The organism is Streptococcus xiaochunlingii (genome assembly GCF_006385805.1).
Taxonomy (GTDB): Bacteria; Bacillota; Bacilli; order Lactobacillales; family Streptococcaceae; genus Streptococcus; species Streptococcus xiaochunlingii.
This window is the reverse complement of record NZ_VFSG01000001.1, coordinates 505153-529235: the sequence shown is the minus strand read 5'-3', so window position 1 is coordinate 529235 and position 24083 is coordinate 505153. Positions and strand designations below refer to the sequence as shown.

The 24083-nt window shown below is 39.3% G+C and carries 15 protein-coding genes and 1 other annotated feature; all 15 genes read left to right on the top strand.

All coding sequences use genetic code 11. The features are described 5' to 3' along the window. Window positions 1-38 precede the first annotated feature (38 nt). The 15 genes from FJR71_RS02725 (at window position 39) to FJR71_RS02645 (ending at window position 24078) form a co-directional block, all read left to right on the top strand. Window positions 39-878, top strand: a complete 840-nt coding sequence (locus tag FJR71_RS02725) for a thymidylate synthase (RefSeq protein WP_140814031.1) — start codon at window positions 39-41, stop codon at window positions 876-878. Between the two features lie 231 nt (window positions 879-1109). Further along, the gene (locus FJR71_RS02720; protein ID WP_140814030.1) at window positions 1110-8720 is read left to right on the top strand and encodes a CshA/CshB family fibrillar adhesin-related protein; all 7611 of its coding nucleotides are present in this window, start codon (window positions 1110-1112) and stop codon (window positions 8718-8720) included. Between the two features lie 149 nt (window positions 8721-8869). Continuing rightward, window positions 8870-9382 (top strand): dihydrofolate reductase, encoded by a 513-nt coding sequence (locus FJR71_RS02715; RefSeq protein WP_140814029.1) that lies wholly within the window; start codon window positions 8870-8872, stop codon window positions 9380-9382. A gap of 210 nt (window positions 9383-9592) precedes the next feature. Beyond that, window positions 9593-10825, top strand: a complete 1233-nt coding sequence (gene clpX, locus FJR71_RS02705; RefSeq protein ID WP_125336251.1) for an ATP-dependent Clp protease ATP-binding subunit ClpX — start codon at window positions 9593-9595, stop codon at window positions 10823-10825. An 11-nt stretch (window positions 10826-10836) separates the two neighbouring features. Next, on the top strand, window positions 10837-11433 hold the full coding sequence (gene yihA / locus FJR71_RS02700) for a ribosome biogenesis GTP-binding protein YihA/YsxC (RefSeq protein ID WP_140814028.1): 597 nt from the start codon (window positions 10837-10839) through the stop codon (window positions 11431-11433). Window positions 11434-11579: 146 nt separating this feature from the next. Beyond that, on the top strand, window positions 11580-12278 hold the full coding sequence (locus tag FJR71_RS02695; protein WP_140814027.1) for a glucosaminidase domain-containing protein: 699 nt from the start codon (window positions 11580-11582) through the stop codon (window positions 12276-12278). Between the two features lie 189 nt (window positions 12279-12467). Continuing rightward, the gene (locus FJR71_RS02690; protein WP_140814026.1) at window positions 12468-13265 is read left to right on the top strand and encodes a formate/nitrite transporter family protein; all 798 of its coding nucleotides are present in this window, start codon (window positions 12468-12470) and stop codon (window positions 13263-13265) included. A 63-nt stretch (window positions 13266-13328) separates the two neighbouring features. Further along, window positions 13329-13464 (top strand) — a sequence feature (ribosomal protein L10 leader region). Window positions 13465-13502: 38 nt separating this feature from the next. Then, window positions 13503-14003, top strand: a complete 501-nt coding sequence (rplJ, locus tag FJR71_RS02680; RefSeq protein WP_006596316.1) for a 50S ribosomal protein L10 — start codon at window positions 13503-13505, stop codon at window positions 14001-14003. Window positions 14004-14079: 76 nt separating this feature from the next. Continuing rightward, window positions 14080-14448 carry a 50S ribosomal protein L7/L12 gene (gene rplL / locus FJR71_RS02675; protein WP_049541306.1) on the top strand — a complete coding sequence of 123 codons (369 nt, stop codon included), beginning with the start codon at window positions 14080-14082 and terminating at the stop codon, window positions 14446-14448. Between the two features lie 203 nt (window positions 14449-14651). Then, window positions 14652-17120: a dynamin family protein gene (locus FJR71_RS02670; protein WP_140814025.1), complete on the top strand. Its 2469-nt coding sequence runs from the start codon at window positions 14652-14654 to the stop codon at window positions 17118-17120. A gap of 27 nt (window positions 17121-17147) precedes the next feature. Further along, a complete protein-coding gene (locus tag FJR71_RS02665; RefSeq protein WP_140814024.1) occupies window positions 17148-20564 on the top strand; it encodes an ATP-binding protein in 3417 nt (1138 codons plus the stop codon). After that, window positions 20561-21136 (top strand): HNH/ENDO VII family nuclease, encoded by a 576-nt coding sequence (locus FJR71_RS02660; RefSeq protein ID WP_246040088.1) that lies wholly within the window; start codon window positions 20561-20563, stop codon window positions 21134-21136. The genes FJR71_RS02665 and FJR71_RS02660 overlap by 4 nt, the downstream gene beginning before the upstream one ends. Then, window positions 21136-21540: an SMI1/KNR4 family protein gene (locus tag FJR71_RS02655; RefSeq protein WP_140814022.1), complete on the top strand. Its 405-nt coding sequence runs from the start codon at window positions 21136-21138 to the stop codon at window positions 21538-21540. The genes FJR71_RS02660 and FJR71_RS02655 overlap by 1 nt, the downstream gene beginning before the upstream one ends. A 198-nt stretch (window positions 21541-21738) precedes the next feature. Then, window positions 21739-22155, top strand: a complete 417-nt coding sequence (locus tag FJR71_RS02650) for a hypothetical protein (RefSeq protein WP_246040087.1) — start codon at window positions 21739-21741, stop codon at window positions 22153-22155. Window positions 22156-22341: 186 nt separating this feature from the next. After that, window positions 22342-24078: an ABC transporter ATP-binding protein gene (locus FJR71_RS02645; RefSeq protein ID WP_140814021.1), complete on the top strand. Its 1737-nt coding sequence runs from the start codon at window positions 22342-22344 to the stop codon at window positions 24076-24078. Window positions 24079-24083: the final 5 nt, after the last annotated feature.

The window sequence follows — 24083 nt, the reverse complement described above, 5'->3', positions numbered from 1 at the left end:
TGTTATAATGTAGGTATTACAGTATTTAAGGAGATTGAATGACAAAAGCAGATATCCTTTTTAAAGAAAATATTCGAAGAATTATGGAAGAAGGCGTCTGGTCTGAGCAAGCTCGGCCCAAGTACAAGGATGGCACAACAGCCAATTCCAAGTACATCACGGGAGCTTTTATGGAGTTTGATCTGGCCAAGGGCGAGTTTCCGATTACGACCCTTCGTCCTATTGCCATCAAGTCGGCTATCAAGGAGATGCTCTGGATCTACCAGGATCAGTCTAATAGTTTAGAGCTCCTAAATGATAAGTACCAGGTACGCTACTGGAATGATTGGGAAGTGGGAGATACAGGGACGATTGGTGAACGCTATGGTGCTGTCGTTAAAAAACACGACATCATCAACAAGATTCTCAAACAGCTGGAAGCCAATCCCTGGAATCGACGCAATATTATTTCTCTCTGGGATTACCAAGCATTTGAAGAGTCGGAAGGGCTCTTGCCTTGTGCTTTTCAAACCATGTTTGATGTGCGTCGTGTCGATGGTGAAATCTATCTGGATGCAACTTTGACCCAACGTTCCAATGATATGTTGGTGGCGCACCATATCAATGCCATGCAATACGTAGCTCTTCAAATGATGATTGCCAAGCACTTTGGCTGGAAGGTTGGCAAGTTCTTTTACTTTATTAACAACCTGCACATCTATGATAACCAATTCGAACAGGCGGAGGAATTGCTTCGGCGTGAGCCTTCTGATTGCAAGCCTCGTTTGGTTTTGAATGTGCCAGATGGTACAGATTTCTTTGCTATCAAACCTGAAGATTTTGTACTAGAGGATTATGATCCTGTCAAACCTCAGTTGAAGTTTGATTTAGCTATATAGAGATTATTGTTAGTTGACAAAAATAGGAAGACCGTTTGTTATTTTTTAAATAATGATTCGTACTTCCTATTTTTTAAATTTAATGATTAGTAATATCGTCAAATTTTAAAAAATTGATCAATTTTTGAGACATTGTATTTTGAATAGTTAAATTAATTTGGTAGAATTAATAAGGTTAGGCATTAGCCGTAAAATATAAATATAAGTTTTAAAATTTTTGGAGGAATTTAAGTGAGTAAGGATTTATTCAATGATCGTATTAGTAGATTTTCAATTCGAAAATTGAATGTCGGAGTATGCTCGGTTCTTTTAGGGACGCTAGTGATGGTTGGGACAGCTTCAAGCGTCGCAGCTGATGAAAACGCAGAGAACCAAGTAGGGGTTGCAACGAAAGAAGAAGCAGGCCAACCTGCGATTACAACGGAAGCACCCGTTTCAACAACTAGTGAAGTTTCAACTTCAGCTACAACATACCAAGCTGAAGCTCCTGTAACTGCACCAGAAACAGCCCCAACTACAACAGCTCCTGTTGAAGAAAAGGCTCCAGTAGCAACTCCTGCAGTGGCAGAAGGATCAACAAACCCAAGTAACAAAGGGACAGAAGGAACAGCAACTGATAATAAAGAAACAGTTTCTGCAGCTGTAGTAGCACCTGCGCCAGAAACACCAGCTGTTCCAGTAGCAACCTCGGATGTTCGCCGTCGTAGCCGTCGTGCTCTTGGTGACGCCAACGATCCTAACTTGATCGCGGATGATGTTGAAGATGCAACTTCAACTCCAAAAGTTGAAAAACCTGGCTTTACAACAGATCTTGATGCTAAATCTATGACTAGCCAAATCTCTTGGTTGGACTTTGGAGATGTAGCTAACTGGACAGGAGCAAAAACAATCCAAGTCGCTAAAAAGGAAGTTAAACCAAATGAACTAGAAGAGGCCTTAGCTCTTCAAGTTGGGGCAACCTATACCAAGGAAATCATGCCTGGTTATGTAGTTACTGTAAAAGTCAAATCTTTGAAACCATTCCAAGCAACTGAAATCTATAAAAAACGGATGGAAGAACAAGGGGCTACAGAAGCTGAAAAAGCGACCTATGATCCAAATGCAAAAAATGGATATGTAAAGGGTGTTACTTCACCAATTGCTAGGCAATATTTTGCTGATGGCAAAGAAGCCGACGTTATCGCTGATGCCCAAAACCGTTGGACTGAAATCAAACATGAAAACGTTGATACGAAAGCCAAAAAGACGACCATGAGTTCTGCATATAATGGTGGGAATATTGGAATTCAGTTTGAAATCTCTGCAACCTTCCGTGGAAAGAAAGTTAAGCCAGCTATTGTTATGGCTGATGGTGAGTCTGCTAACCCTGGTGAATTTGTTATGTTTACTACCAACGGACAAGGTTGGCAGCACATTGGGGAATGGAAGAAAACTACTAGACCAGCTACCTCTGTTCCTTATGAACCACAAGATACAGAGAATCTTTTTGGTTCTAAACCTAAATATAATAACATTAACCTAAGACAACTTCGTGATAATTCTACTCAAGCTGGACCAGATAAGAAACCAGTAGCATGGAAGTACTTTGGAAATCCTGACCAAGTTACAGGTGGTCTAGGAACCGGTATCTTTGGACCAAACATTTCTGAAGGAAATAGAACAGTTCCACTCGTTATGACACGTGGAGCATCTGAAGTGGGACTTTATATCGCTTCAGCTGGTAAACAGTCAGCAATGCTAGGATTCTTCCCACTTGATGAAGGGGATGCTCCTGAGTCATATGGTAAGGCAGTCCATACCATTGCAACTGTAGACGGTGTTACTGGAGCTAAAGTAAATCAACCGTACATTGGTAACGTGAGCCCAGATATGGATGAGAACACCACTCAAGACTGGTTCGGTGATGATAAGGCAACTACGGCCGATGAAGGAATTAACCAATTGCTTCCAGAGGAACTCAAAGGGACAACCAATGAGATGATCCAAATGGACCGTACCAAACCAGGTAACTACAAGATGTCAATTCAAGCTCATACGGATGGAGCTTCAGAAGCACATATCTATGGTTGGGTAGACTTTAACCAAAATGGTAAATTCGATGAAGATGAACGCTCAAATCTCGCTACAATCACACAAGATGGTACTGTTGAGTTGACCTTTGCAAACAGCAAGACTTACGTCGACCCAAGCGTTAAAGAGTTAGGTGCTCGTGTTCGTATCGCTAAGAAAGCGAACGAGATCGAAAGCCCAACTGGCATGGCCTTCTCAGGTGAAGTAGAAGACTTCAAGACTCAAATCACCCACCCACCAAAAGGAGAATTTAAGGAAACAAGTGGCCCTCAAGGTACGAAACAATCAGCAACTGTTGCCTTTACAGCACGTGGAGAACACAAGTTTGAACGTGATTCTAATGCTGTTATTGATGAAACTGTAGAACCATACATCGTTGACAAAGATGGCAACCGCGCAACCCTTGACGCAGACGGTTACTACGTCGTTCAAGGACAAGGTAAATACAAGATTACTGCTAAGGGCAAAGATGTAGACGTTGAGTTTATCCCAGAAGATAACTTCCTAGGAACAGCTGATGGTATCTCTATCCGTCGTTCAGATAATAATGGCTATGATACTGGTTGGTCAACAAAATTCCCAGACAGCGAGCCTAATGTGAATGGCCAATTAAATACTATGGATGGTCAATATGTTCCTACTGTAACACCGATTGACATTGAAGGGGTTGACAAGACTTCTAAAGATATTCAAGGTGCAACTCAAAAAGAAACACCGACCTTTAACACAACTGCGACTAACTCAAATGGTGACAAGATTGCAATCACTCCAAGTGCAGAATATCCTGCTAAGTTGGTAGATCCAGCTACAGGTCGCACGATTGATGAGCCATCTGTAACAGTTGAAGGGGAAGGGACATACACGATCAATCCTTCAACAGGTGAAGTAACCTTCACTCCAGAACCAAGCTTTACTGGTACAGCTAAAGGTGTGGATGTTACATTGTCAGCGCCAGTTGGTCGAAACAAAGATGGTAAGATCCAACAGGAGTACATCAAGACTGCTACAGCTAAATACACACCAACGGTTACTCCAATCACAGTGACTCCTACAGACAAGGTTTCTGTGGATGTTCAAAACGTTCCTCAAACACAAACTCCTACATTTGAGTTGAGCAACGACAAGACTGCTGAAATCACAAGAAAGAAATTGGTGGATCCCGCAACTGGTCAACCAACTGATGAAACAACAGTGACAGTAGCAGGTGAAGGTAGCTATACTATCGACCCAACGACTGGAGCAGTAACATTTGCGCCAGAAAAAGACTTTGTTGGTACTGCAAAAGGCGTAACTGTTCAGGCAACTGCTACTATTACAAATGCTAATGGTAAGACTGCAACCATTACTTCAGATGCGACCTACACACCAACTGTTGTGCCAGCAGTTCCAACTGCAAACCCTGCAACTTCTAAAGATATCCAAGGTGCAACACAAATAGGGACACCAACCTTTGCAGGAACTACTGTTCAAGTAAATGGTGAAGATAAAGCTATTACCATTAAAGACAATAGCTACACATTGCTAGATAAAGATGGTAACGAAGTTTCAAGCACACCAGCCTTTGCTGAAGATGGTACAACTGAAATTGGTACTTTCTCTATTGATCCAGTAACAGGGCAAGTAACCTTCACACCAACAGACAAATCATACACTGGTAAAGTAACCCCAGCTAAGGTTCAAGCTGAAAGTTCAAACGGTATCAAGGTGGATACAACTTACACACCAGAAATCGTTCCAGTAACCCCAACCGCAACACCAGCAGAAACTATAAATGTTCAAGGTGCGACTCAAAAAGGTAAACCAGAATTTAAAGGTGGTACTGCTGAAATTGATGGTGTTGAAAAGACTGTAGCCATTAACGAAGCTGTTCCGGCTAAATTTGATGATGGAACTACAAGTAAGAAGGTTGAAGGAGTAGGTACTTACACAGTAGCTCCAGATGGAACAGTTACATTTGTACCAGAAAAATCATTTGTTGGTAAAGCACCTGCAGTAACTGTAGTTCGTGAAGACATGAACGGAACAAAAGCTTCTGCAACTTACACGCCAACCGTAACACCTGTGACACCAACAGCGTCACCTGCTGAATCAGTAGCCCCTCAAGGTGTAGTTCAAACTGGTACAGTTACTTTCACAGAAGGTGATCCAGTTGCGCCAATCGACAAGGATACGATTACCCTTCTTGATGAAAATGGTCAACCAGCAGCTTCAGTAGATGCTAAGTCACCAGATGGCAAGGTTATCGGTACATTCACAGTTGATAAAGCAACAGGTGTTGTAACCTTCACCCCAACAGATAAGACTTATTCAGGTGATGTTGTTGCCGTTAAGGTTCAAGCGAAGGATGCCAACGGTACCCCAGCTGAAACAACATACACACCTAAGATTACTCCGGTTGTTCCAACAGCAGAAGATGTAACTTCAAAAGACAAACAAGGCCAAACCCAAACAGGTAAACCTAAGTTTACAGAAGGCAATCCAAACATTCCAATGGATGATGATACGCCAGCTACATTCGAAGATGGCTCAACAACGAAAACAATTCCTGGTGAAGGAACCTACACAGTAGCCCCAGATGGAAGTGTAACCTTCGTACCAGAGAAGTCATTCACAGGAACAGGAACAGGCGTGACTGTGAAACGTGTAGATAAGAATGGTACACCAGTAACAGGTAAGTACACACCAACAGTAACACCAGTAACTCCTACAGCAGCTCCAGCTGAATCAGTAGCTCCTCAAGGTGTAGTTCAAACTGGTACTGTTACTTTCACAGAAGGTGATCCAGTTGCGCCAATCGACAAGAATACCATTACTCTTCTTGATGAAAATGGTCAACCAGCAGCTTCAGTAAATGCTAAGTCACCAGACGGTAAGGTTATCGGTACATTTACAGTTGATAAAGCAACAGGTGTTGTGACCTTCACCCCAACAGATAAGACATACTCAGGTGAAGTCGTTGCCGTTAAGGTTCAAGCGAAGGATGCCAACGGTACCCCAGCTGAAACAACATACACACCTAAGATTACTCCAGTTGTTCCAACAGCAGAGGATGTAACTTCAAAAGACAAACAAGGTCAAACCCAAACAGGTAAGCCTAAGTTTACAGAAGGTGATCCAGTAGTTCCAATGGATGATGATACACCTGCAACCTTTGAAGATGGTTCAACAACTAAGACTATCCCAGGTGAAGGAACCTACACAGTAGCTCCAGATGGAACTGTTACATTTGTTCCAGAAAAATCATTCACAGGAGCAGGAACAGGCGTAACTGTGAAACGTGTAGATAAGAATGGTACACCAGTAACAGGTAAGTACACACCAACAGTAACTCCTGTAACACCGACAGCGACACCTGCTGAATCAGTGGCACCTCAAGGTGTTGTTCAAACTGGTACTGTTACCTTCACAGAAGGTGATCCAGTTGCGCCAATCGACAAGGATACGATTACCCTCCTTGATGAAAATGGTCAACCAGCAGCTTCAGTAGATGCTAAGTCACCAGACGGCAAGGTTATCGGTACATTCACGGTTGATAAAGCAACAGGTGTTGTAACCTTCACACCAACTGATAAGACATACTCAGGTGAAGTCATTGCAGTTAAGGTTCAAGCAAAGGATGCCAACGGTACACCAGCTGAAACAACATACACACCTAAGATTACTCCAGTCGTTCCAACAGCAGAGGATGTAACTTCAACAGATAAACAAGGCCAAACCCAAACAGGTAAGCCTAAGTTTACAGAAGGCAATCCAAACATTCCAATGGATGATGATACGCCAGCTACATTCGAAGATGGCTCAACAACGAAGACAATTCCAGGTGAAGGTACTTACACAGTAGCCCCAGATGGAAGTGTAACCTTTGTACCAGAAAAATCATTCATCGGAACAGGAACAGGTGTAACAGTTAAGCGTGTAGATAAGAATGGTACACCAGTTACAGCTAAATACACACCAACCGTAACACCGGTAACACCAACAGCTGAAGAAGTGACTTCAATTGATAAACAGGGCCAAACACAAACAGGTAAGCCTAAGTTTATAGAAGGTGATCCAGTAGTTCCAATGGATGATGATACACCAGCTACATTCGAAGAAGGTTCAACAACGAAGACAATTCCAGGTGAGGGTACTTACACAGTAGCCCCAGATGGAAGTGTAACCTTCGTGCCAGAGAAGTCATTCACAGGAACAGGAACAGGTGTAACAGTTAAGCGTGTGGATAAGAATGGTACACCAGTAACAGGTAAATACACACCAACCGTAACACCAGTAACACCAACAGCGTCACCTGCTGAATCAGTAGCTCCTCAAGGTGTAGTTCAAACTGGAACAGTAACCTTCACAGAAGGTGATCCAGTTGCGCCAATCGACAAGGATACGATTACCCTTCTTGACGAAAATGGTCAACCAGCAGCTTCAGTAGATGCTAAGTCACCAGACGGCAAGGTTATCGGTACATTCACAGTTGATAAAGCAACAGGTGTTGTAACCTTCACCCCAACAGATAAGACCTATTCAGGTGATGTCGTTTCAGTTAAGGTTCAAGCTAAGGATGCCAACGGTACCCCAGCTGAAACAACATACACACCTAAGATTACTCCAGTTGTTCCAACAGCAGAGGATGTAACTTCAACAGATAAACAAGGTCAAACCCAAACAGGTAAGCCTAAGTTTACAGAAGGCAATCCAAACATTCCAATGGATGATGATACGCCAGCTACATTCGAAGATGGCTCAACAACGAAGACAATTCCAGGAGAAGGTACTTACACAGTAGCCCCAGATGGAACAGTCACTTTCGTACCAGAAAAATCATTCACAGGAACAGGAACAGGCGTGACTGTTAAACGTGTAGATAAGAACGGTACACCAGTAACAGCTAAATACACACCAACTGTAACTCCAGTAACACCAACAGGTGAACCAGCCACAACTATTGGCCCTAAAGGTCAAGAACAATCTGGTAAGCCAAACTTCAAGGAAGGTGATCCAATTGTTCCAATGAACGATGCCGTTCCGGCTACATTTGACGATGGTTCAACAACGAAGACAATTCCGGGTGTTGGTACGTATACAGTAGCTCCTGACGGAACTGTAACCTTTAAACCTGAACCAGAATTTACTGGAAAAGCACCATCTGTAACTGTTGTCCGTGAAGATATGAATGGAACAAAAGCTTCTGCAACGTACACACCAACTGTACTTCCTGTTACTACATTTGTAGACAAAGAAGGTAAAGCAATTCCGGGATATCCAACTGAGGACAATGAACAACCTAAGAAAGAGATTCCAGGCTACCGCTTTGTAGAGACTAAGAAACTTCCAAACGGCGACACAGAACATGTCTACGAAAAAGTGAAGACAAGTCACAAGGATAAGGAAGGTAACGAGATTCCTGGTTATCCAATCGAGGATGGTGAAACTCCTAAGAGAGATATTCCAGGCTACCGCTTCGTAGAGACTAAGAAACTTCCAAATGGTGATACAGAGCACGTTTATGAGAAAGTGCCAACACCAGATCCGGTTCCTACACCAACCCCAACTCCAACACCGGTTCCAACCCCGGCACCTACTCCGGATCCAGTTCCAACACCAGATCCAAAACCAGTTCCAGAAACTAAGGAAATTAAATTCATCAATCCTTCTGATGAAACAGCAGTTCTTCCTGAAACTGGTACTGAGGAAACTTCTAAAACAGGTCTTGCTCTTCTAAGTGCTTTAACAGGTCTCTCATTATTTGGACTTGCTAAACGCAAAAAAGAAGACTAAGATCTAGGATTTGCCTCATTAAAACCGCGAGAAATCGCGGTTTTTTTGACGGAAAAAATAGGAAGTTTTGCTCAAGGAAGCAATAGTTGGAAACAGTCTTTTCTTGAAAAATTTGATAAAATAGAAGTATCAGTGTAAAGGATGTAAAAATGAGTAAGAAAGTAATTGGTATTTGGGCTCAGACAAAGAATGGGGTAATCGGCAAGGACCAGGTGATGCCTTGGCATTTGCCAGCTGAATTGCAGCACTTTAAACAAACGACTACAGGCCATGCGATTCTCATGGGAAGAGTTACCTACGAAGGTTTAAACAAACGCGTCCTCCTAAATCGGACCAATATCATTCTCTCTAGAGATGAAAAATATGATGTAGAGAATGAAAAAGTTTTATTAAAAACCTCAGTTGAAGACGTTTTAAACTGGTATAAGGATCAGGATTTGTCGCTCTTTATTATCGGTGGTGAGAAGGTCATCCGTCTCTTCGAGCCTTATCTAGAGGAGCTTTATCAGACTGTCATCGATGCCGAATTGGAAGGAGACGCCTATTTCCCAGAAGACTTCCATTGGGATCTGTTTCAGTTGCTTGACGAGCGGACAATCGAAAAAGATGAAAAAAACCCTTACGATTTCACCATTAGACATTTTAAAAGGAAGGAAGACTAGTTCATGGAACGTAGTATCTTTGGCTTTTTTACGGCTGTTTTATGCGTAATTTGCCTAGTATGTGCTTCTCAGACCCTTCGGAAAAAGCGCTATGGATTAGCCATTCTATTTTTGCTAAATGCCTTTACCAATCTTGTGAATTCTATTCATGCCTTTTATATGACTTTATTTAAATAAATTATTAACAGAATTTAGAATCGGGAGAAGAAAATGCCTACAAATCAATCTAATGATATGATGGTTTATTGTTCCTTCTGTGGGAAGAATCAGGACGAAGTACAGAAGATTATCGCTGGGAACAATGCCTTTATCTGTAATGAATGTGTTGAGTTAGCTCAAGAAATCATTCGAGAAGAATTAGCTGAGGAAGTCTTGGCAGACCTTTCAGAGGTTCCAAAACCAATCGAACTTCTCAATATCCTTAACCACTATGTCATCGGTCAAGATCGTGCGAAACGAGCACTAGCAGTAGCTGTCTACAATCACTACAAACGGATTAACTTCCATGAAAATCGTGAAGATGACAACGATGTGGATCTACAAAAATCAAACATTTTGATGGTCGGTCCTACAGGTTCAGGAAAAACTTTCTTGGCTCAAACGCTTGCTAAGAGTTTGAATGTGCCTTTTGCTATCGCCGATGCGACAGCCTTGACTGAAGCAGGTTACGTCGGAGAAGACGTTGAGAATATCCTTCTTAAGCTATTACAAGCAGCTGACTTCAATATTGAACGTGCAGAGCGTGGCATCATCTATGTTGATGAAATTGATAAGATTGCTAAAAAGAGCGAGAACGTCTCGATCACCCGTGATGTATCTGGTGAAGGAGTACAGCAAGCTCTCTTGAAGATCATCGAGGGAACTGTTGCGAGCGTGCCACCTCAAGGCGGACGCAAGCATCCTCAACAAGAGATGATTCAAGTTGACACCAAAAATATCCTCTTCATCGTTGGTGGAGCCTTTGATGGGATTGAAGAAATTGTGAAGCAACGTCTAGGTGAAAAGATCATCGGGTTTGGCCAAAACAACAAAGCCATTGATGAATCTAGCTCTTACATGCAAGAAATCATTGCAGAAGATATCCAAAAATTCGGTATTATTCCTGAGTTAATTGGTCGTCTTCCGGTTCTTGCCGCTTTGGAGCAACTGACAGTTGAAGATCTGGTTCGTATTTTGAAAGAACCAAGAAATGCCTTGGTGAAACAATACCAAGCTCTCCTATCCTTTGATGATGTTGAATTAGAATTTGATGACGAAGCACTTGAAGAAATTGCAAGCAAAGCTATCGAACGCAAGACAGGTGCTCGTGGCTTACGTTCTATCATCGAAGAAACTATGTTGGATGTTATGTTTGAAGTTCCAAGTCAAGAAGACGTCAAACTGGTTCGAATCACTAAAGAAGCAGTTAACGGAACTGAAAAACCAATTTTAGAAACTGCCTAGAAAGAAATTCTATGAAAGTAAATACTCATAATGCAGATATCTTGTTGAGCGCTACCAATAAAAGTCATTATCCTCAAGATGATATCCCAGAAGTTGCACTTGCCGGTCGATCAAATGTCGGCAAGTCTTCTTTTATTAATACCATGCTAAATCGTAAGAATTTGGCCCGCACATCTGGAAAACCAGGGAAAACACAGTTATTAAACTTCTTTAATATCGATGACAAACTTCGTTTTGTCGATGTACCTGGCTATGGATATGCTCGTGTCTCTAAAAAAGAGCGTGAGAAATGGGGCAAGATGATCGAGGAGTATCTGACAACCAGAGATAATCTAAGAGCAGTTGTCAGCCTAGTCGATCTTCGTCATGAACCCTCAGCTGATGATGTCCAAATGTACCAATTTTTAAAATACTACGAGATTCCTGTTATCTTAGTTGCCACGAAAGCTGACAAAATACCAAGAGGAAAATGGAACAAGCATGAATCCATGATCAAGAAGAAGTTGGATTTTGATAAAACAGATACTTTTATCATCTTCTCATCCGTTAATAAAACGGGAGTAGAAGAAGCTTGGAATGCAATTTTTGATTTTAGTTTTTCGGAATAAATCGTATTGTCACTAAGATGTTATTTTTTTGTTTGATTTATATCGATATTGTAATTAAAATGTAATATTCAACTCAACATTTTAAGGTTTTTCTGTGCTATAATCATCTTAAAGAGTTTTCATTAAGACATTAGGAGATTATCACATTGAAAAAAATACTAAATAAATCGAAATTGATTGGATCCTTAGTGGCTCTGGTTGCTGCAGGAACAGTAGCGGCAGCAATGAGCGAGCATGTAGGAAACGTTGGTGCTAACGATGAGGCTTATTCTCAATACGCAGATCCAACAGAAGCTTTCATCTCACAAATCGGTGAATCTGCTCGTCAGCTTGGTCAAGAAAATGATCTGTATGCATCAGTTATGATTGCTCAAGCTATCTTAGAAAGTGGAGCTGGTCAATCTGGTTTGTCATCTTATCCACACTATAACCTTTTTGGTATTAAAGGGAGCTATGCTGGTCAATCTGCAGTGATGCAAACTTGGGAAGATGACGGTGCTGGAAATGCCTATACAATCAATGATGCTTTCCGTTCATACCCTAGCTACTATGAATCATTGCAAGACTACGTTGCGGTTTTGAAACAAGGTCATTTTGCAGGAGCTTGGAAGAGCAATACAACAAGCTATCAGGATGCAACAGCTGCTTTAACCGGTGTCTATGCTACTGACACTAGTTACTATGCAAAATTGAACCATATCATTGAAACTTACAACCTTACTCAGTATGATTCACCTAGTGTGTATGGTGGCTATGAAGGTACTGTTTACAACCCTTATCGCCAACAATATACGACCCAAGAAATCTTGAACTTGGATATCGCTTGGGCGAATCGTTTCTTATAATATATGAATTAAATTGAATTATAAACAGACTATCATAGTCTGTTTTTTTATTTCATCGTTTTAAATCGTTTTATTTATATTTGTTGTGGAACCCAGTATTTTTATTTAAATTTTCTGAAAGCCTTTTCAGGAATTCCATTCTATGATATAATGAAGAAGTTCACAAATCCAATATATAAGGAGATTCAGATGGGAGAATCAAATTTTGTTCTTAAGGTAGAAGCAGCATGTCAGAAGAAGGAAGAATTGTATACAGCTTCTAAAGCTCGTTATGCGGTTCGATCTATGTTTGCGGGTGCGTTTTTGACAATGAGTACTGCAGTAGGGATTGTGGGGGCAGACCTTCTCAACACCTTCTTGCCAGGTTCTGGTCGTTTCTTATTCCCGTTTATTTTTGCGTGGGGATTGGTTTATTTACTATTCTTAAATAGTGAGTTAACGACTTCCAATATGATGTACCTTACAGCTGGTGTTTATTTAAAGAAGATTAATTGGAAAAAAGCTTTAGAAATTTTACTCTATTGTACATTCTTTAACCTAGTCGGTGCTTTGTTCCTAGCTTTCCTCTTTGGACAGACTAGTGCATTTGCAAACCTAAATCCAAAAGGCTTCCTTGGCTCGGTTGTAGAGATGAAGCTCCAACGTTCGAATCAATTGGTCTTCTTCGAAGGAGTTATTGCCAACATCTTCGTTAACATAGCAATCTTGTCCTACCTTTTCTTTAAAGATGAAACAGCGAAAGTTTTGATGGCTTTGTCAGCTATTTATATGTTTGTATTTCTTACAAATGAACACATTGCTGCAAACTTTGCTTCCTTCTCACTAGCTACGTTTAATTCTATTTCTAAAGATTTGCCTCATTTAGAGTTCTTCAATGTCCTTCGTCATTACACTGTCACTTTTGTAGGTAACTGGGTAGGAGGAGGAGTGATCATGGGCTTGGCCTATGCATGGCTCAATCGTACAAAGACTATTTATAAAGATTAAATATTTTTTAAAAAAAGTTTGCAAAAATACTTGCATTCTTTTTTTTTATGTGATACACTAAATAACGGTTTGAAAAAACTGCCTAAGACAGTAGGGGAGCTAGACTCATAAATATCCTACCGAGGACAAAACGTATCATGTAAAAAGAAGCGTATTGTACTTTCGTGTCTAGGTTTGGGCGCGTTTTTCTTTTGGAAAAATTCCCCAAGCAAAATAATTACGGAGGTGAACACACTAATGAGTGAAGCAATTATTGCTAAAAAAGCGGAACTAGTTGACGTAGTAGCTGAGAAAATGAAAGCTGCTGCATCAATCGTCGTTGTAGACGCTCGTGGTTTAACAGTTGACCAAGATACAGTTCTTCGTCGTGAGCTTCGTGGAAGCGAAGTTGAGTACAAAGTTATTAAAAACTCAATCTTACGTCGTGCAGCTGAAAAAGCTGGTCTTGAAGAATTGGCATCAGTTTTTGTTGGACCATCTGCTGTAGCATTTTCTAATGAAGATGTTATCGCACCAGCGAAAATCTTGAACGACTTTTCTAAAACTGCTGACGCACTTGAAATCAAGGGTGGTGCAATCGAAGGCGCTGTCGCATCTAAAGAAGAGATTCTTGCTCTTGCAACTCTTCCAAACCGCGAAGGACTTCTTTCTATGCTCCTTTCTGTACTTCAAGCGCCAGTGCGCAACGTTGCTCTTGCAGTCAAAGCGGTTGCAGACAACAAAGAAGACGCAGCTTAATCTTAAGCTACGCAGCGTAGCCTAGCTACAAAAAAATATAAATAAAAAATTTAAAACTTATTTGGAGGATATAACAATGGCATTGAACATTGAAAACATTATTGCTGAAATTAAAGAAGCTTCAATCCTTGAATTGAACGACCTTGTAAAAGCTATCGAAGAAGAATTTGGTGTAACTGCGGCTGCTCCTGTAGCAGTTGCTGCAGTCGGTGCTGCTGACGCTGGTGCTGCTAAAGATTCATTCGACGTTGAATTGACATCTGCAGGCGACAAGAAAGTCGGCGTTATCAAAGTTGTACGTGAAATCACAGGTCTTGGACTTAAAGAAGCTAAAGAACTTGTTGATGGAGCACCTGCACTTGTTAAAGAAGGTGTTGCTACAGCTGAAGCTGAAGAAATCAAAGCTAAATTGGAAGAAGCTGGAGCTTCAGTTACTCTTAAATAATAGAGTTTCCAATCAAAATGAAAACCGAGGTTTAGACCTCGGTTTTTTTGTGTTTGAAGAATCTTTTTTGGATATTAATTATTTTTCATAAGACAAACTGAGTCTGGTTATTCTTAGTAATTTATTTTTGGTAATTGATTCACAATTTTTATTATGTTATGATATAATTTGTTTATATAGGAAAAGTCTTAGGAGTTAATTTGATGAATAAAGTTAAAATCATTAGTAATCCTTATGAAAAGAAGGTATTATTTGAGCGTTGGAATAACCAATTAAATTCTTGGGTAACGATTGATCAAGAAAGCAATTCAAATAGTAAACTGATCAGTAACGATTTTCAGTCTGGTTTTTTTCCGTTTAAAGTGTTTGAAATTGTTCATCAGATCATCGATGAATATTCAGTATCTGATGAACCCTTGCTCATTAGTTTTTCGGGTAGTGATGATGAATTTCAAGAATTGGAGAATCTACTTTTAGATACAGAATTTGAGAGTATTGAACTCGAAAAGTCAGAAAGTTACTTGGAAAATGCTCGTGATGTCTTACCTGAAATCAATAAAATTTTTAAAAAATTAGATCCTCTCATCACAAAGAACATCGAAGACGAGAGTGGTGAGATTCAACAGCAGCTTAAACGCTTCTCGGATGCTTCAAACGATATCGTTCCAATTTGTGTTTTAGGGACTTATAGTGCCGGTAAATCAACGTTTATTAATTCTTTAATTGGTTGTGAGTTACTGCCTAGCGCTGAAACGCCTGTAACAGCGAAAGTTTATAAACTATCCTCTACTAATCAAAAAGATAGAGCTAGTGTTCGATTTACGTTTAAGGATGAAGAAGTCAAAATCTTGGTCCGTGCTGATAAGTTAGTATTTGATGGATTAGAATCTGAAGACGAACTGATTGATTCTATTAATCTTGCTATCCAGGAAGAAAAGGCATCTTCCATCATTGAAAAAGTCCATCTTATATTAGAAGAGGTAAATGACTATTCTGATAGTGAATTAGGAGACTTAATTGAAATTGAAATTCCTTTTGGAAGAAGTACACTTGATGAAGTTAATTATCAAATAGCTATCTTTGATACCCCTGGATCTAACTCTTCTACAAACCTTCAGCATTCAGATGTTTTAGACAAATCTATGAAAGGAATGTCAAATGGACTTCCAATTTTTGTAACAGATAGCAGTTCGATGGACAGTACAGATAATGATAATCTAAAAGATAAATTAAAGAAAGTTTCTGGTTTAGATAGTCGCTTTACTATGATTGTAGTGAATAAGGCAGAAAGTGCTGATATTAATTTAAGAAAATTCCAAAAGGAATCATTCAGACAAAAGATTATGAATCAGACGATTCCGAGAGAACTATATGCACAAGGTATCTTCTATGTTTCTTCTATTCTTGGTTTGGGATCGAAATTAAATGGAGAACTACGAGGGGAATTCTATTCGGAATTATTCGATACATATAAAGTTAAATACTCTGATTCGAGCAATGACTATTATAAGAGGCTGTTTGATTTCAATATCGTACCTCCTCAGATGAAACAGACTATGGTAAAATCAGCTGAATCAAATCAAAATTGCATTTATGCAAATAGTGGCTTGTTAACCATAGAAGATGCGATTAAGAACTTCGTTATTAAATACTCACATTATGATAAGTGTCAACAAGCCAGAGAGACTTTAAATCGATTGATTATCATTACGGATAAAGAAATTGATGATAAAAACGAGGATTTGATCGGAAGAAAACTGGAGTTACAAAACAAACTAGATGATAAAAAAGCCAGCACGTTAGCTACTATTGATGATAGAATGTCTAAAGAAAGAGGAGAACATACAACTAAGTATCCTCAAGAAATGGTAAGCTTCATCCAGAGTTTGACCCAGATATTGAAAAAAGAAAACGTTGAATCGCATTATTCTAATTATTATGAAAAGTATTCTCAGGAGTATCCTGAAATAGTAGTAGAAGACGGGCATGACGAAACTAATTTGTTCCGTAAATTAAAGGGACAGATTGATGGTGCAGTTCAACAGTTTAAATCATCTGAAGATAGACGCAGAAAGATCGAGGAGAAGGCTTCTGTAGAAGTTCTAGATGATGTTAAAAAACAATTTAGTGATCGGTTGATTAAAGCCAAAGAAAGTTTTAATCAGTTTTCTAAAGAGTTTTGGATAAATGCTACTAGTGATGTTCGTACAGAATTGGAAAAAGTAATTGCTGGAGATTTAGAACTTGAACCAGAAAAAAGAAAAGAAATTTCAGATATGATTATTTCTTATGAAGATATTAATTTTGATCGATTTGACTTAGGAAAATTCAATCGAGATGAACTAAGCTATATATTTAGAATAGGTGATTTCAAACTGAAGTCAAATAAAATTAATATTTCTGGTTTAACAAATACATATAACAAGGAATTTAAAGCAAAATTGACAGAATTTAGCGATAGCATTCGTTCGGAACATGAATTAAAATTTTATAACTGGACGCAGGATTTAGGAAGCTTAATTAAAAGTAATATTATTGAATTTAGTCCGGAATTAAAAGAATTGGACCGGAAAATAGAAAAGATATGCAGAGAGATTTACAGTTTGGAGATTCAGCAAAAGCAAATTAAAGCATACGTCACTCAAATCAAACGGATGATCTCATGGAAATAAGTGGAGTATTAATTTGAGGGAAAAGTTATGGGGATAAAAAATTTAATTAACAAAGCGGGAGCAAAAGTAGCGGACAAGGTAGCTAAACTTTCTGCTCTAAGTCCTGAACAATTAGAAGCTGTTGAAAAGCAAAAGGAAAGGTACCTTGCTGATCAACCAAATGTTAGTGATGAAGAATTGACCAATAGATTATTGGCATCATGTGGTGTAGAAGTTTTCAATTCTTACCTAGATCAAATAAAAGAGCTCTATGTACCTCTTGAAAGTAATGCTGAATACGAGGATGAATTTCACCCGTCATATAACATTCGTTACTTCAATATTACGAAGTGGGTGACGGATAAGAAAGAAAACTCTCTAGAAAAATTGGTCAATGTCTACGAAGTGCTTTCTAATGAGCGCTGTAATATTGCCTTGGTATTCCATCGTACAAGTACCAATACCAAAGTCTATCTTGCAGTCGTAAATACTGAAAATGCTAACGATAACGTCAATATAGACAATTATAGAAGACGTCTCCTTGAAGCAATAAAAGGAAATTTCCCCGGATCAACTGTCAACGAGGAAGTTGGACGAGGTCGTATTCCTTGTTTGAATCATCAAAAACCATATTCTGTAGCTACAGTTTCCAATCTTCCGACAACTAAGTCAGAGAAGTTTATCAGCCAAACGATTGAGAAACTAATCGATGGTATTGTGCCAGAGAATCCTAGTCAAGACTATACCTTGATCCTTTTGGCTAATCCTATTCAAAACATTGAAAATCACAAACTACGCTTATCCGAACTGTATTCGGCTCTAGCCCCTTTTAAAAAATGGCAAACGAACTATACCTTTACAGAATCAGATGCGACAACCTCTATGGCGACATTTGGCGTTAATATCGGCGCTAGCGCAGGTATCCAACAAGGCCAAAACCAAGCTACAAATCAAAATTCCGGACAAACCGAAACTTCTGGAGATTCTACAATGGATTCAACTGGCGAATCAGATGGAACCAATACGAGCCATACTAGTGGAATTAATAAAGGAAAATCACGAACTAATTCGGAAGCGGTTAATGGAGGTCTGACTACCCCAATTGCTAGTATTGGAGGTAATATTAACAAGACTGATTCCATTATAAGTGGTACTTCCGTCTCAGATACAGTTGGAAAAACCATCACCAAGACTGTCGGGAAAGCCCTGACCAAAACAGCTAGTAAGGCTATTTCTGAAACTTTAGGAAAAACGGTGGGTGCAACTAAAGGGATTAATTTAGGTACCAATATTGGAGCGAATTTTGCGCGTGCGTCTAATGTTACAGCGTCAGTTGGTAAAAATGAAGGCATTACTCAGTTCTTTATGAACCACAATATCCAACATGCCTTAACAGTTTTAGATGAACAAATGAAACGCTTTGAAAAAGGGACTGCGTTGGGAATGTGGGATTTTGCAGCCTATGTTCTTAGTGAAGATCAGAATATTGCTAACAATGTGGCCCATACCTATCTAGCACTGACACAAGGTGAAGAATCTTACATGAGTAAGTCCTCTGTTAATCTTTGGCGGGGAGATATGGGAGAAAAAAGTGGAGATACAGAAGAAATTGTGAACTACATTAGGGATTTGCGTCATCCAATTTTTGGACTCAACCCGAATCTCCTAGAAAAAGATGCAACATTTTATGTATATCCTTCTGTCATCACGCCGACGGTTCCATTATCTGGCCAAGAGCTAGCCTATTCATTGAACTTTCCTCAGAAATCCATACCAGGTTTACCAATACTTGAGTGTACAGAATTTGGTAGAAATATTGTTTCCTATGATTTGGAAGAGAAAGAGGAAGAAAAAATACGATTAGGCAATATCTTCCATATGAATCGTGAGGAAACAGTAGCAGTTGAGTTATCTCAAAACTCCTTGAGCTCACATGTTTTTATAACAGGAAGTACGGGTTCTGGTAAAAGTAACACCATTTATCAACTCTTAGCTGAAGCCAAAGAAAATCACATCAAGTTTCTTGTAGTAGAGCCGGCCAAAGGAGAATACAAACATATCTTTGGTCAGGAAGAGGACGTTTGTGTATATGGAACCAATCCTCAATTAACCCCTTTATTAAAATTGAATCCGTTTAGCTTCACAAAAGAAACACATATCCTCGAACACTTAGATCGCTTAATTGAAATCTTCAATGTTTGCTGGCCTATGTATGCTGCTATGCCTGCCGTGTTAAAGAAAGCAGTTGAAAAATCATACATAGACTGTGGATGGGACTTGATAAAGTCCGTAAATGAGTTTGGTGGCATCTACCCAACCTTTGCAGATGTTGCTGAGAATATTAAAGAGATTATTGATTCTAGTGAGTATGATAATGAAAACAAAGGAGCATATAAAGGTTCCTTGCTTACACGCATTGAATCACTTACGAATGGAATTAATGGCTTAATTTTCTCACAAGAGGAGTTGTCCAATCAGCAATTATTCGATTCTAATGTCATCGTTGATCTTAGTCGGGTCGGTTCTAGTGAGACCAAGTCATTGATCATGGGGATTCTTGTCTTGAAATTACAAGAATATAGAATGTCTCAAGCAGATATGAATTCAAGCTTGCGCCATTTAACTGTGTTAGAAGAAGCGCATAATTTACTAAAGAGAACTTCTACAGAGCAAGTCTCAGAATCGAGCAATCTTATCGGAAAAAGTGTTGAAATGCTAGCCAATTCGATTGCTGAAATGCGGACGTATGGAGAAGGTTTTATCATTGCTGACCAAGCGCCGGGGCTCTTGGATTTATCTGTTATACGAAATACTAATACAAAGATTATCATGCGACTTCCTGATTGGTCTGATAGAGAGTTAGTCGGCAAATCTGCTAATCTAAACGATGATCAAATCCTTGAATTGGCAAGATTACCAAAAGGTGTGGCAGCTGTTTACCAAAACGAATGGATTCAACCAGTCTTGTGTAAGGTTGATAAGTTTGACGATGGAGGAGAGGCTTACCAGTATAGAGAGGAATTGGAAATAGAATCAAGTTCAGCTCCTGAACTTTATTTGACGATCAGTAAATTCTTAACTGGAAATGAAACAATTGAACAGATAGACCTAGAAGCGATGGAGCAGGATTTATTTAAAGCTCCTATTAGTGGGAAAACTATTTATCAGGTGTTGAATATTATTCGTCAGCAAGTTTATGAAGTGGACATGGTAAGAATTGCACCAATTATCTCAAACTTTTATCCAAGTCTTTTAAATAAAGCACGGGATGCAGAAATGAAGAATAGTGATAAAAAGTCTATTACATTAGATATAGTGAATGAGTTCAATAAAGTAGTGGAAGGACCGGTAACACAACAAGTGAGATTAAATATCATACAAGCCATTTTAACTCAGTTGTACGTAAATGAATTGAAAAATAATGCAAGTCTCGAAGAATGGAGACAACAAGGAGGTTTATTGTGAGTATCGAAAAAATGAGCCTTTCAGATTTGAAGGAAACAGTTCCTAAGAAGGATGTTAGCTCTTCTTCCTTCAATCCTAAACAAAGATTAGAAGTGAATAATGAAGCCAGTGCAAAATTAAATGATATTTCGCATTATGAAAAAACTTCACTGGGACAGTGCGATAAGCAGGAGTTGAGATCCGAGACGGGTTGGTCAAAAAATATTGTAGATAACATGAGATGGAAAGAGGAGGCAGCGGTTTATAAAGATTTAAATTTAGTTGAAAAGGATGTAAATGGCAGGCCTTGTTTCCAAAGGACAGATATTGATTATAACGCAAAGGATGAATTAGGAAAAACGAACAAGGAAAGGATGCTTGATGGTAAGGCTCCCCTAGCAGACGGTAAACCAGTCGAATTACATCATATCGGTCAAAGACAGGACTCTCCATTGGCAGAATTAACTTTCAATGAACACAAGAGTAACTATAGTAATCTTCATGAAGTACCACCTCAATCGTCTCAAATTGACAGAGGAGAATTCAGAAAAGAAAAAGCAGAGTATTGGAGAATGAGAGGGGAAGAGCTATAATGAAAAATTTATCAAATGAATTGAAAAAAATCTCAGATCTAGTTTCTACAAAAGGCGCAAGTAATGAACAAATAGTGGAAGCTCAAAATAAGCTATCATTAGAATTTCCAACTAACTATATTGAATATTTAAAAGAGTTTGGACTTGTGACTTTCTATGGGGTTGAATGGCAGGGCTTAAATGGGCCGGATTATTTAAATGTTGTAAAATCAACTCTTGAGGCTCGAGAAACCTATTCTGATTTTCCAGTGAATATGTTTATTCTTGAAGATTTAGGATTTGATGGAGTTCTCGTCTTAGTTGATACAAAAGGTTCTGTCTATGAGTGGCAATATGGTAGATGTAAAAAAATCTATTCAAGTATAATAGATTATCTTGAAGAATGTTTAGATAGAGAAAACTAGTGAGGACTTTTATCAAATCTAGTATTCAAATAAAGTAATTTGTTAAGATTGTGAACATTAATTTAGTGACTATGTCATATAATAAATGTACTAATTTATTATATTGTTAGACTTCCATTTTTTTGATAGAATAGTCCTTATCAACAAAAAAGGAGATTTCTGATTAAATACTTTAAACGTCTTGTCTTTGCTGCTTTGTTGGCAGTTGGTGCGATTTTCCTTGTAGCTTGTGGTTCTACAACTAGCGATAATGGGAAATATGTCTATAAAGCTGAGAAGGATCAAATTAAAAGCATCCTTAAAAAGCAAGGGGCTAGTGAGGAACAACTTGAGCAGGTGATTGATCAATTTGATTTGACAATGACAATTGAAATTAAAGATACAAAAGCTAAGATGATTATCGAAATGAAAGCTCTTGGTGAAAGCAAAAAGAAAACAATTGACCTGAAAGCTGATCAAAATGCTAAAACTCTTGAATCAGCAGAAGGTGGTAAAGATAAAGTCAAGTATAAGATTGATGGTGATGTTTTAACTTTGGATGTATCAAAAGCAGAATCTAGTGATTATGAAGTTTTTGCTTTCTTCAAAGATGCAAAATTCAAACGTCAAAAATAATCGTATCTAGAGGGGATGGCTGAGGCTATCCTCTATTTTTATTTATGGTTTTCATCAACTCTTTTCCTTGCTAGCCACCTAGGGTTCTGATATAATGAGGTTACAGTGAAGAAAGCGTGTAAGCTTTCTAGAATCATTTAAAAAGTACTTGAGGGTGCTTTTTTATTGTATAGGGAGGAGAAAGGTATGGGATATATTTGGTCCTATTTGAGAAAATATCCAAAATGGTTGTGTTTGAATTTTACAGCAGCCATCTTTTTTGTGATTGTTAATCTCGGTTTGCCAACTGTTTTGGCCCGTATGATTGATGAGGGAATCAATCCGAGAGATATAGAGCGTGTTTATTTCTGGGCCTGGGTTATGTTTGGTGTGATCATCGTCGGAATTCTTGGTCGAATCGTTCTGGCCTATGCGGTTGGGAAAATTACTACAACCATGGTTATGGATATGCGGAATGATCTTTATGAGAAGCTTCAGGAATATTCTCACCATGAATATGAAAAGATTGGCGTTTCTTCTTTAGTGACGCGGATGACATCTGATGCTTTTGTCCTGATGCAGTTTTCTGACCAGATGTTAAAACTTGGGGTCATTACCCCCATCATGATGCTGTCAAGTATTCTGTTGATTTTACAAACGAGTCCATCTCTTGCCTGGATTGTGGCGATTTCGATGCCTTTTTTGGCCGTGGTGGTTTGGTATGTAGCTGTTAAGACCAAGCCTTTGTCAGAGAAGCAGCAGGAAACCCTAGATAAGCTCAATCAATATGCACGAGAGAATCTTACAGGGCTTCGTGTCATTCGTGCTTTTGCACGTGAGGAATTCCAAGAGGAAAAGTTTGGCCAAGCCAATGCAGTCTATGCGGACAACTCTAATAAACTTTTTAAACTGACCGGTTTGACGGAGCCACTCTTTGTTCAAATCATCATTGCGATGATTGTAGCTATTGTGTGGTTTGCCTTGGATCCTCTAGGGGATGGGAGCTTAGAAATTGGGAATCTTGTCGCCTTTATCGAATACAGTTTCCATGCCTTGCTTTCATTCCTTTTCCTAGCCAATCTCTTTACCATGTACCCACGGACAGCTGTCTCCAGTCATCGTTTGAAAGAGATTATGGACATGCCCATTTCCATTGATCCAAATGAAAATGGGGTAACTGAGACAGAAACCAAGGGTTATCTGGAGTTTGATAATGTCACTTTTGCCTATCCTGGTGAGACAGAGAATCCAGTCCTTCACAATATTTCCTTTAAGGCTAAACCGGGTGAAACCATCGCCTTTATCGGATCGACAGGTTCTGGGAAATCCTCTCTCGTTCAGCTCATTCCTCGATTCTATGATGTCACCTTAGGGAAAATCTTGGTCGATGGCGTGGATGTTCGTGATTTTAACGTTAAAGCCTTGCGCCATAAGATTGGATTTATCCCGCAGAAGGCCCTGCTCTTTACAGGGACCATCGCTGAAAACCTTCGTTATGGCAAGGAAGATGCGAGTATAGAAGAACTAGATAAGGCAGCAGATGTAGCCCAAGCCAAGGAATTTATCGAGAGTAAGGAAGAGCAGTTTGACACTCATTTAGCAGAAGGTGGTAGCAACCTTTCTGGAGGTCAGAAGCAGCGATTATCGATTGCTCGTGCAGTAGTTAAGGAGCCGGATATCTATATCTTTGATGATTCCTTCTCGGCTCTTGATTATAAGACAGATGCCACGCTGAGAAAACGTCTAAAAGAAGTAACTGGAGATGCGACCGTCTTAATCGTAGCCCAGCGGGTTGGGACCATTATGGATGCGGATCAAATCATTGTCTTGGATCATGGAGAAATCGTTGGTCGTGGAACCCATGAAGAGCTTCTGGAAACCAATGAAATCTACAGTGAAATTGCTCGCTCTCAGTTGAATAACCAATCATTGACAGAAGAATAGGAGGG

Excerpts from the sequence above, each read along its gene's own strand:
- FJR71_RS02725 (WP_140814031.1), top strand. The coding sequence starts at position 39 with ATGACAAAAGCAGATATCCTTTTTAAAGAAAATATTCGAAGAATTATG.
- FJR71_RS02715 (WP_140814029.1), top strand. The coding sequence starts at position 8,870 with ATGAGTAAGAAAGTAATTGGTATTTGGGCTCAGACAAAGAATGGGGTA.
- clpX (WP_125336251.1), top strand. The coding sequence starts at position 9,593 with ATGCCTACAAATCAATCTAATGATATGATGGTTTATTGTTCCTTCTGT.
- yihA (WP_140814028.1), top strand. The coding sequence starts at position 10,837 with ATGAAAGTAAATACTCATAATGCAGATATCTTGTTGAGCGCTACCAAT.
- FJR71_RS02690 (WP_140814026.1), top strand. The coding sequence starts at position 12,468 with ATGGGAGAATCAAATTTTGTTCTTAAGGTAGAAGCAGCATGTCAGAAG.
- rplJ (WP_006596316.1), top strand. The coding sequence starts at position 13,503 with ATGAGTGAAGCAATTATTGCTAAAAAAGCGGAACTAGTTGACGTAGTA.
- rplL (WP_049541306.1), top strand. The coding sequence starts at position 14,080 with ATGGCATTGAACATTGAAAACATTATTGCTGAAATTAAAGAAGCTTCA.
- FJR71_RS02670 (WP_140814025.1), top strand. The coding sequence starts at position 14,652 with ATGAATAAAGTTAAAATCATTAGTAATCCTTATGAAAAGAAGGTATTA.
- FJR71_RS02665 (WP_140814024.1), top strand. The coding sequence starts at position 17,148 with ATGGGGATAAAAAATTTAATTAACAAAGCGGGAGCAAAAGTAGCGGAC.
- FJR71_RS02655 (WP_140814022.1), top strand. The coding sequence starts at position 21,136 with ATGAAAAATTTATCAAATGAATTGAAAAAAATCTCAGATCTAGTTTCT.
- FJR71_RS02645 (WP_140814021.1), top strand. The coding sequence starts at position 22,342 with ATGGGATATATTTGGTCCTATTTGAGAAAATATCCAAAATGGTTGTGT.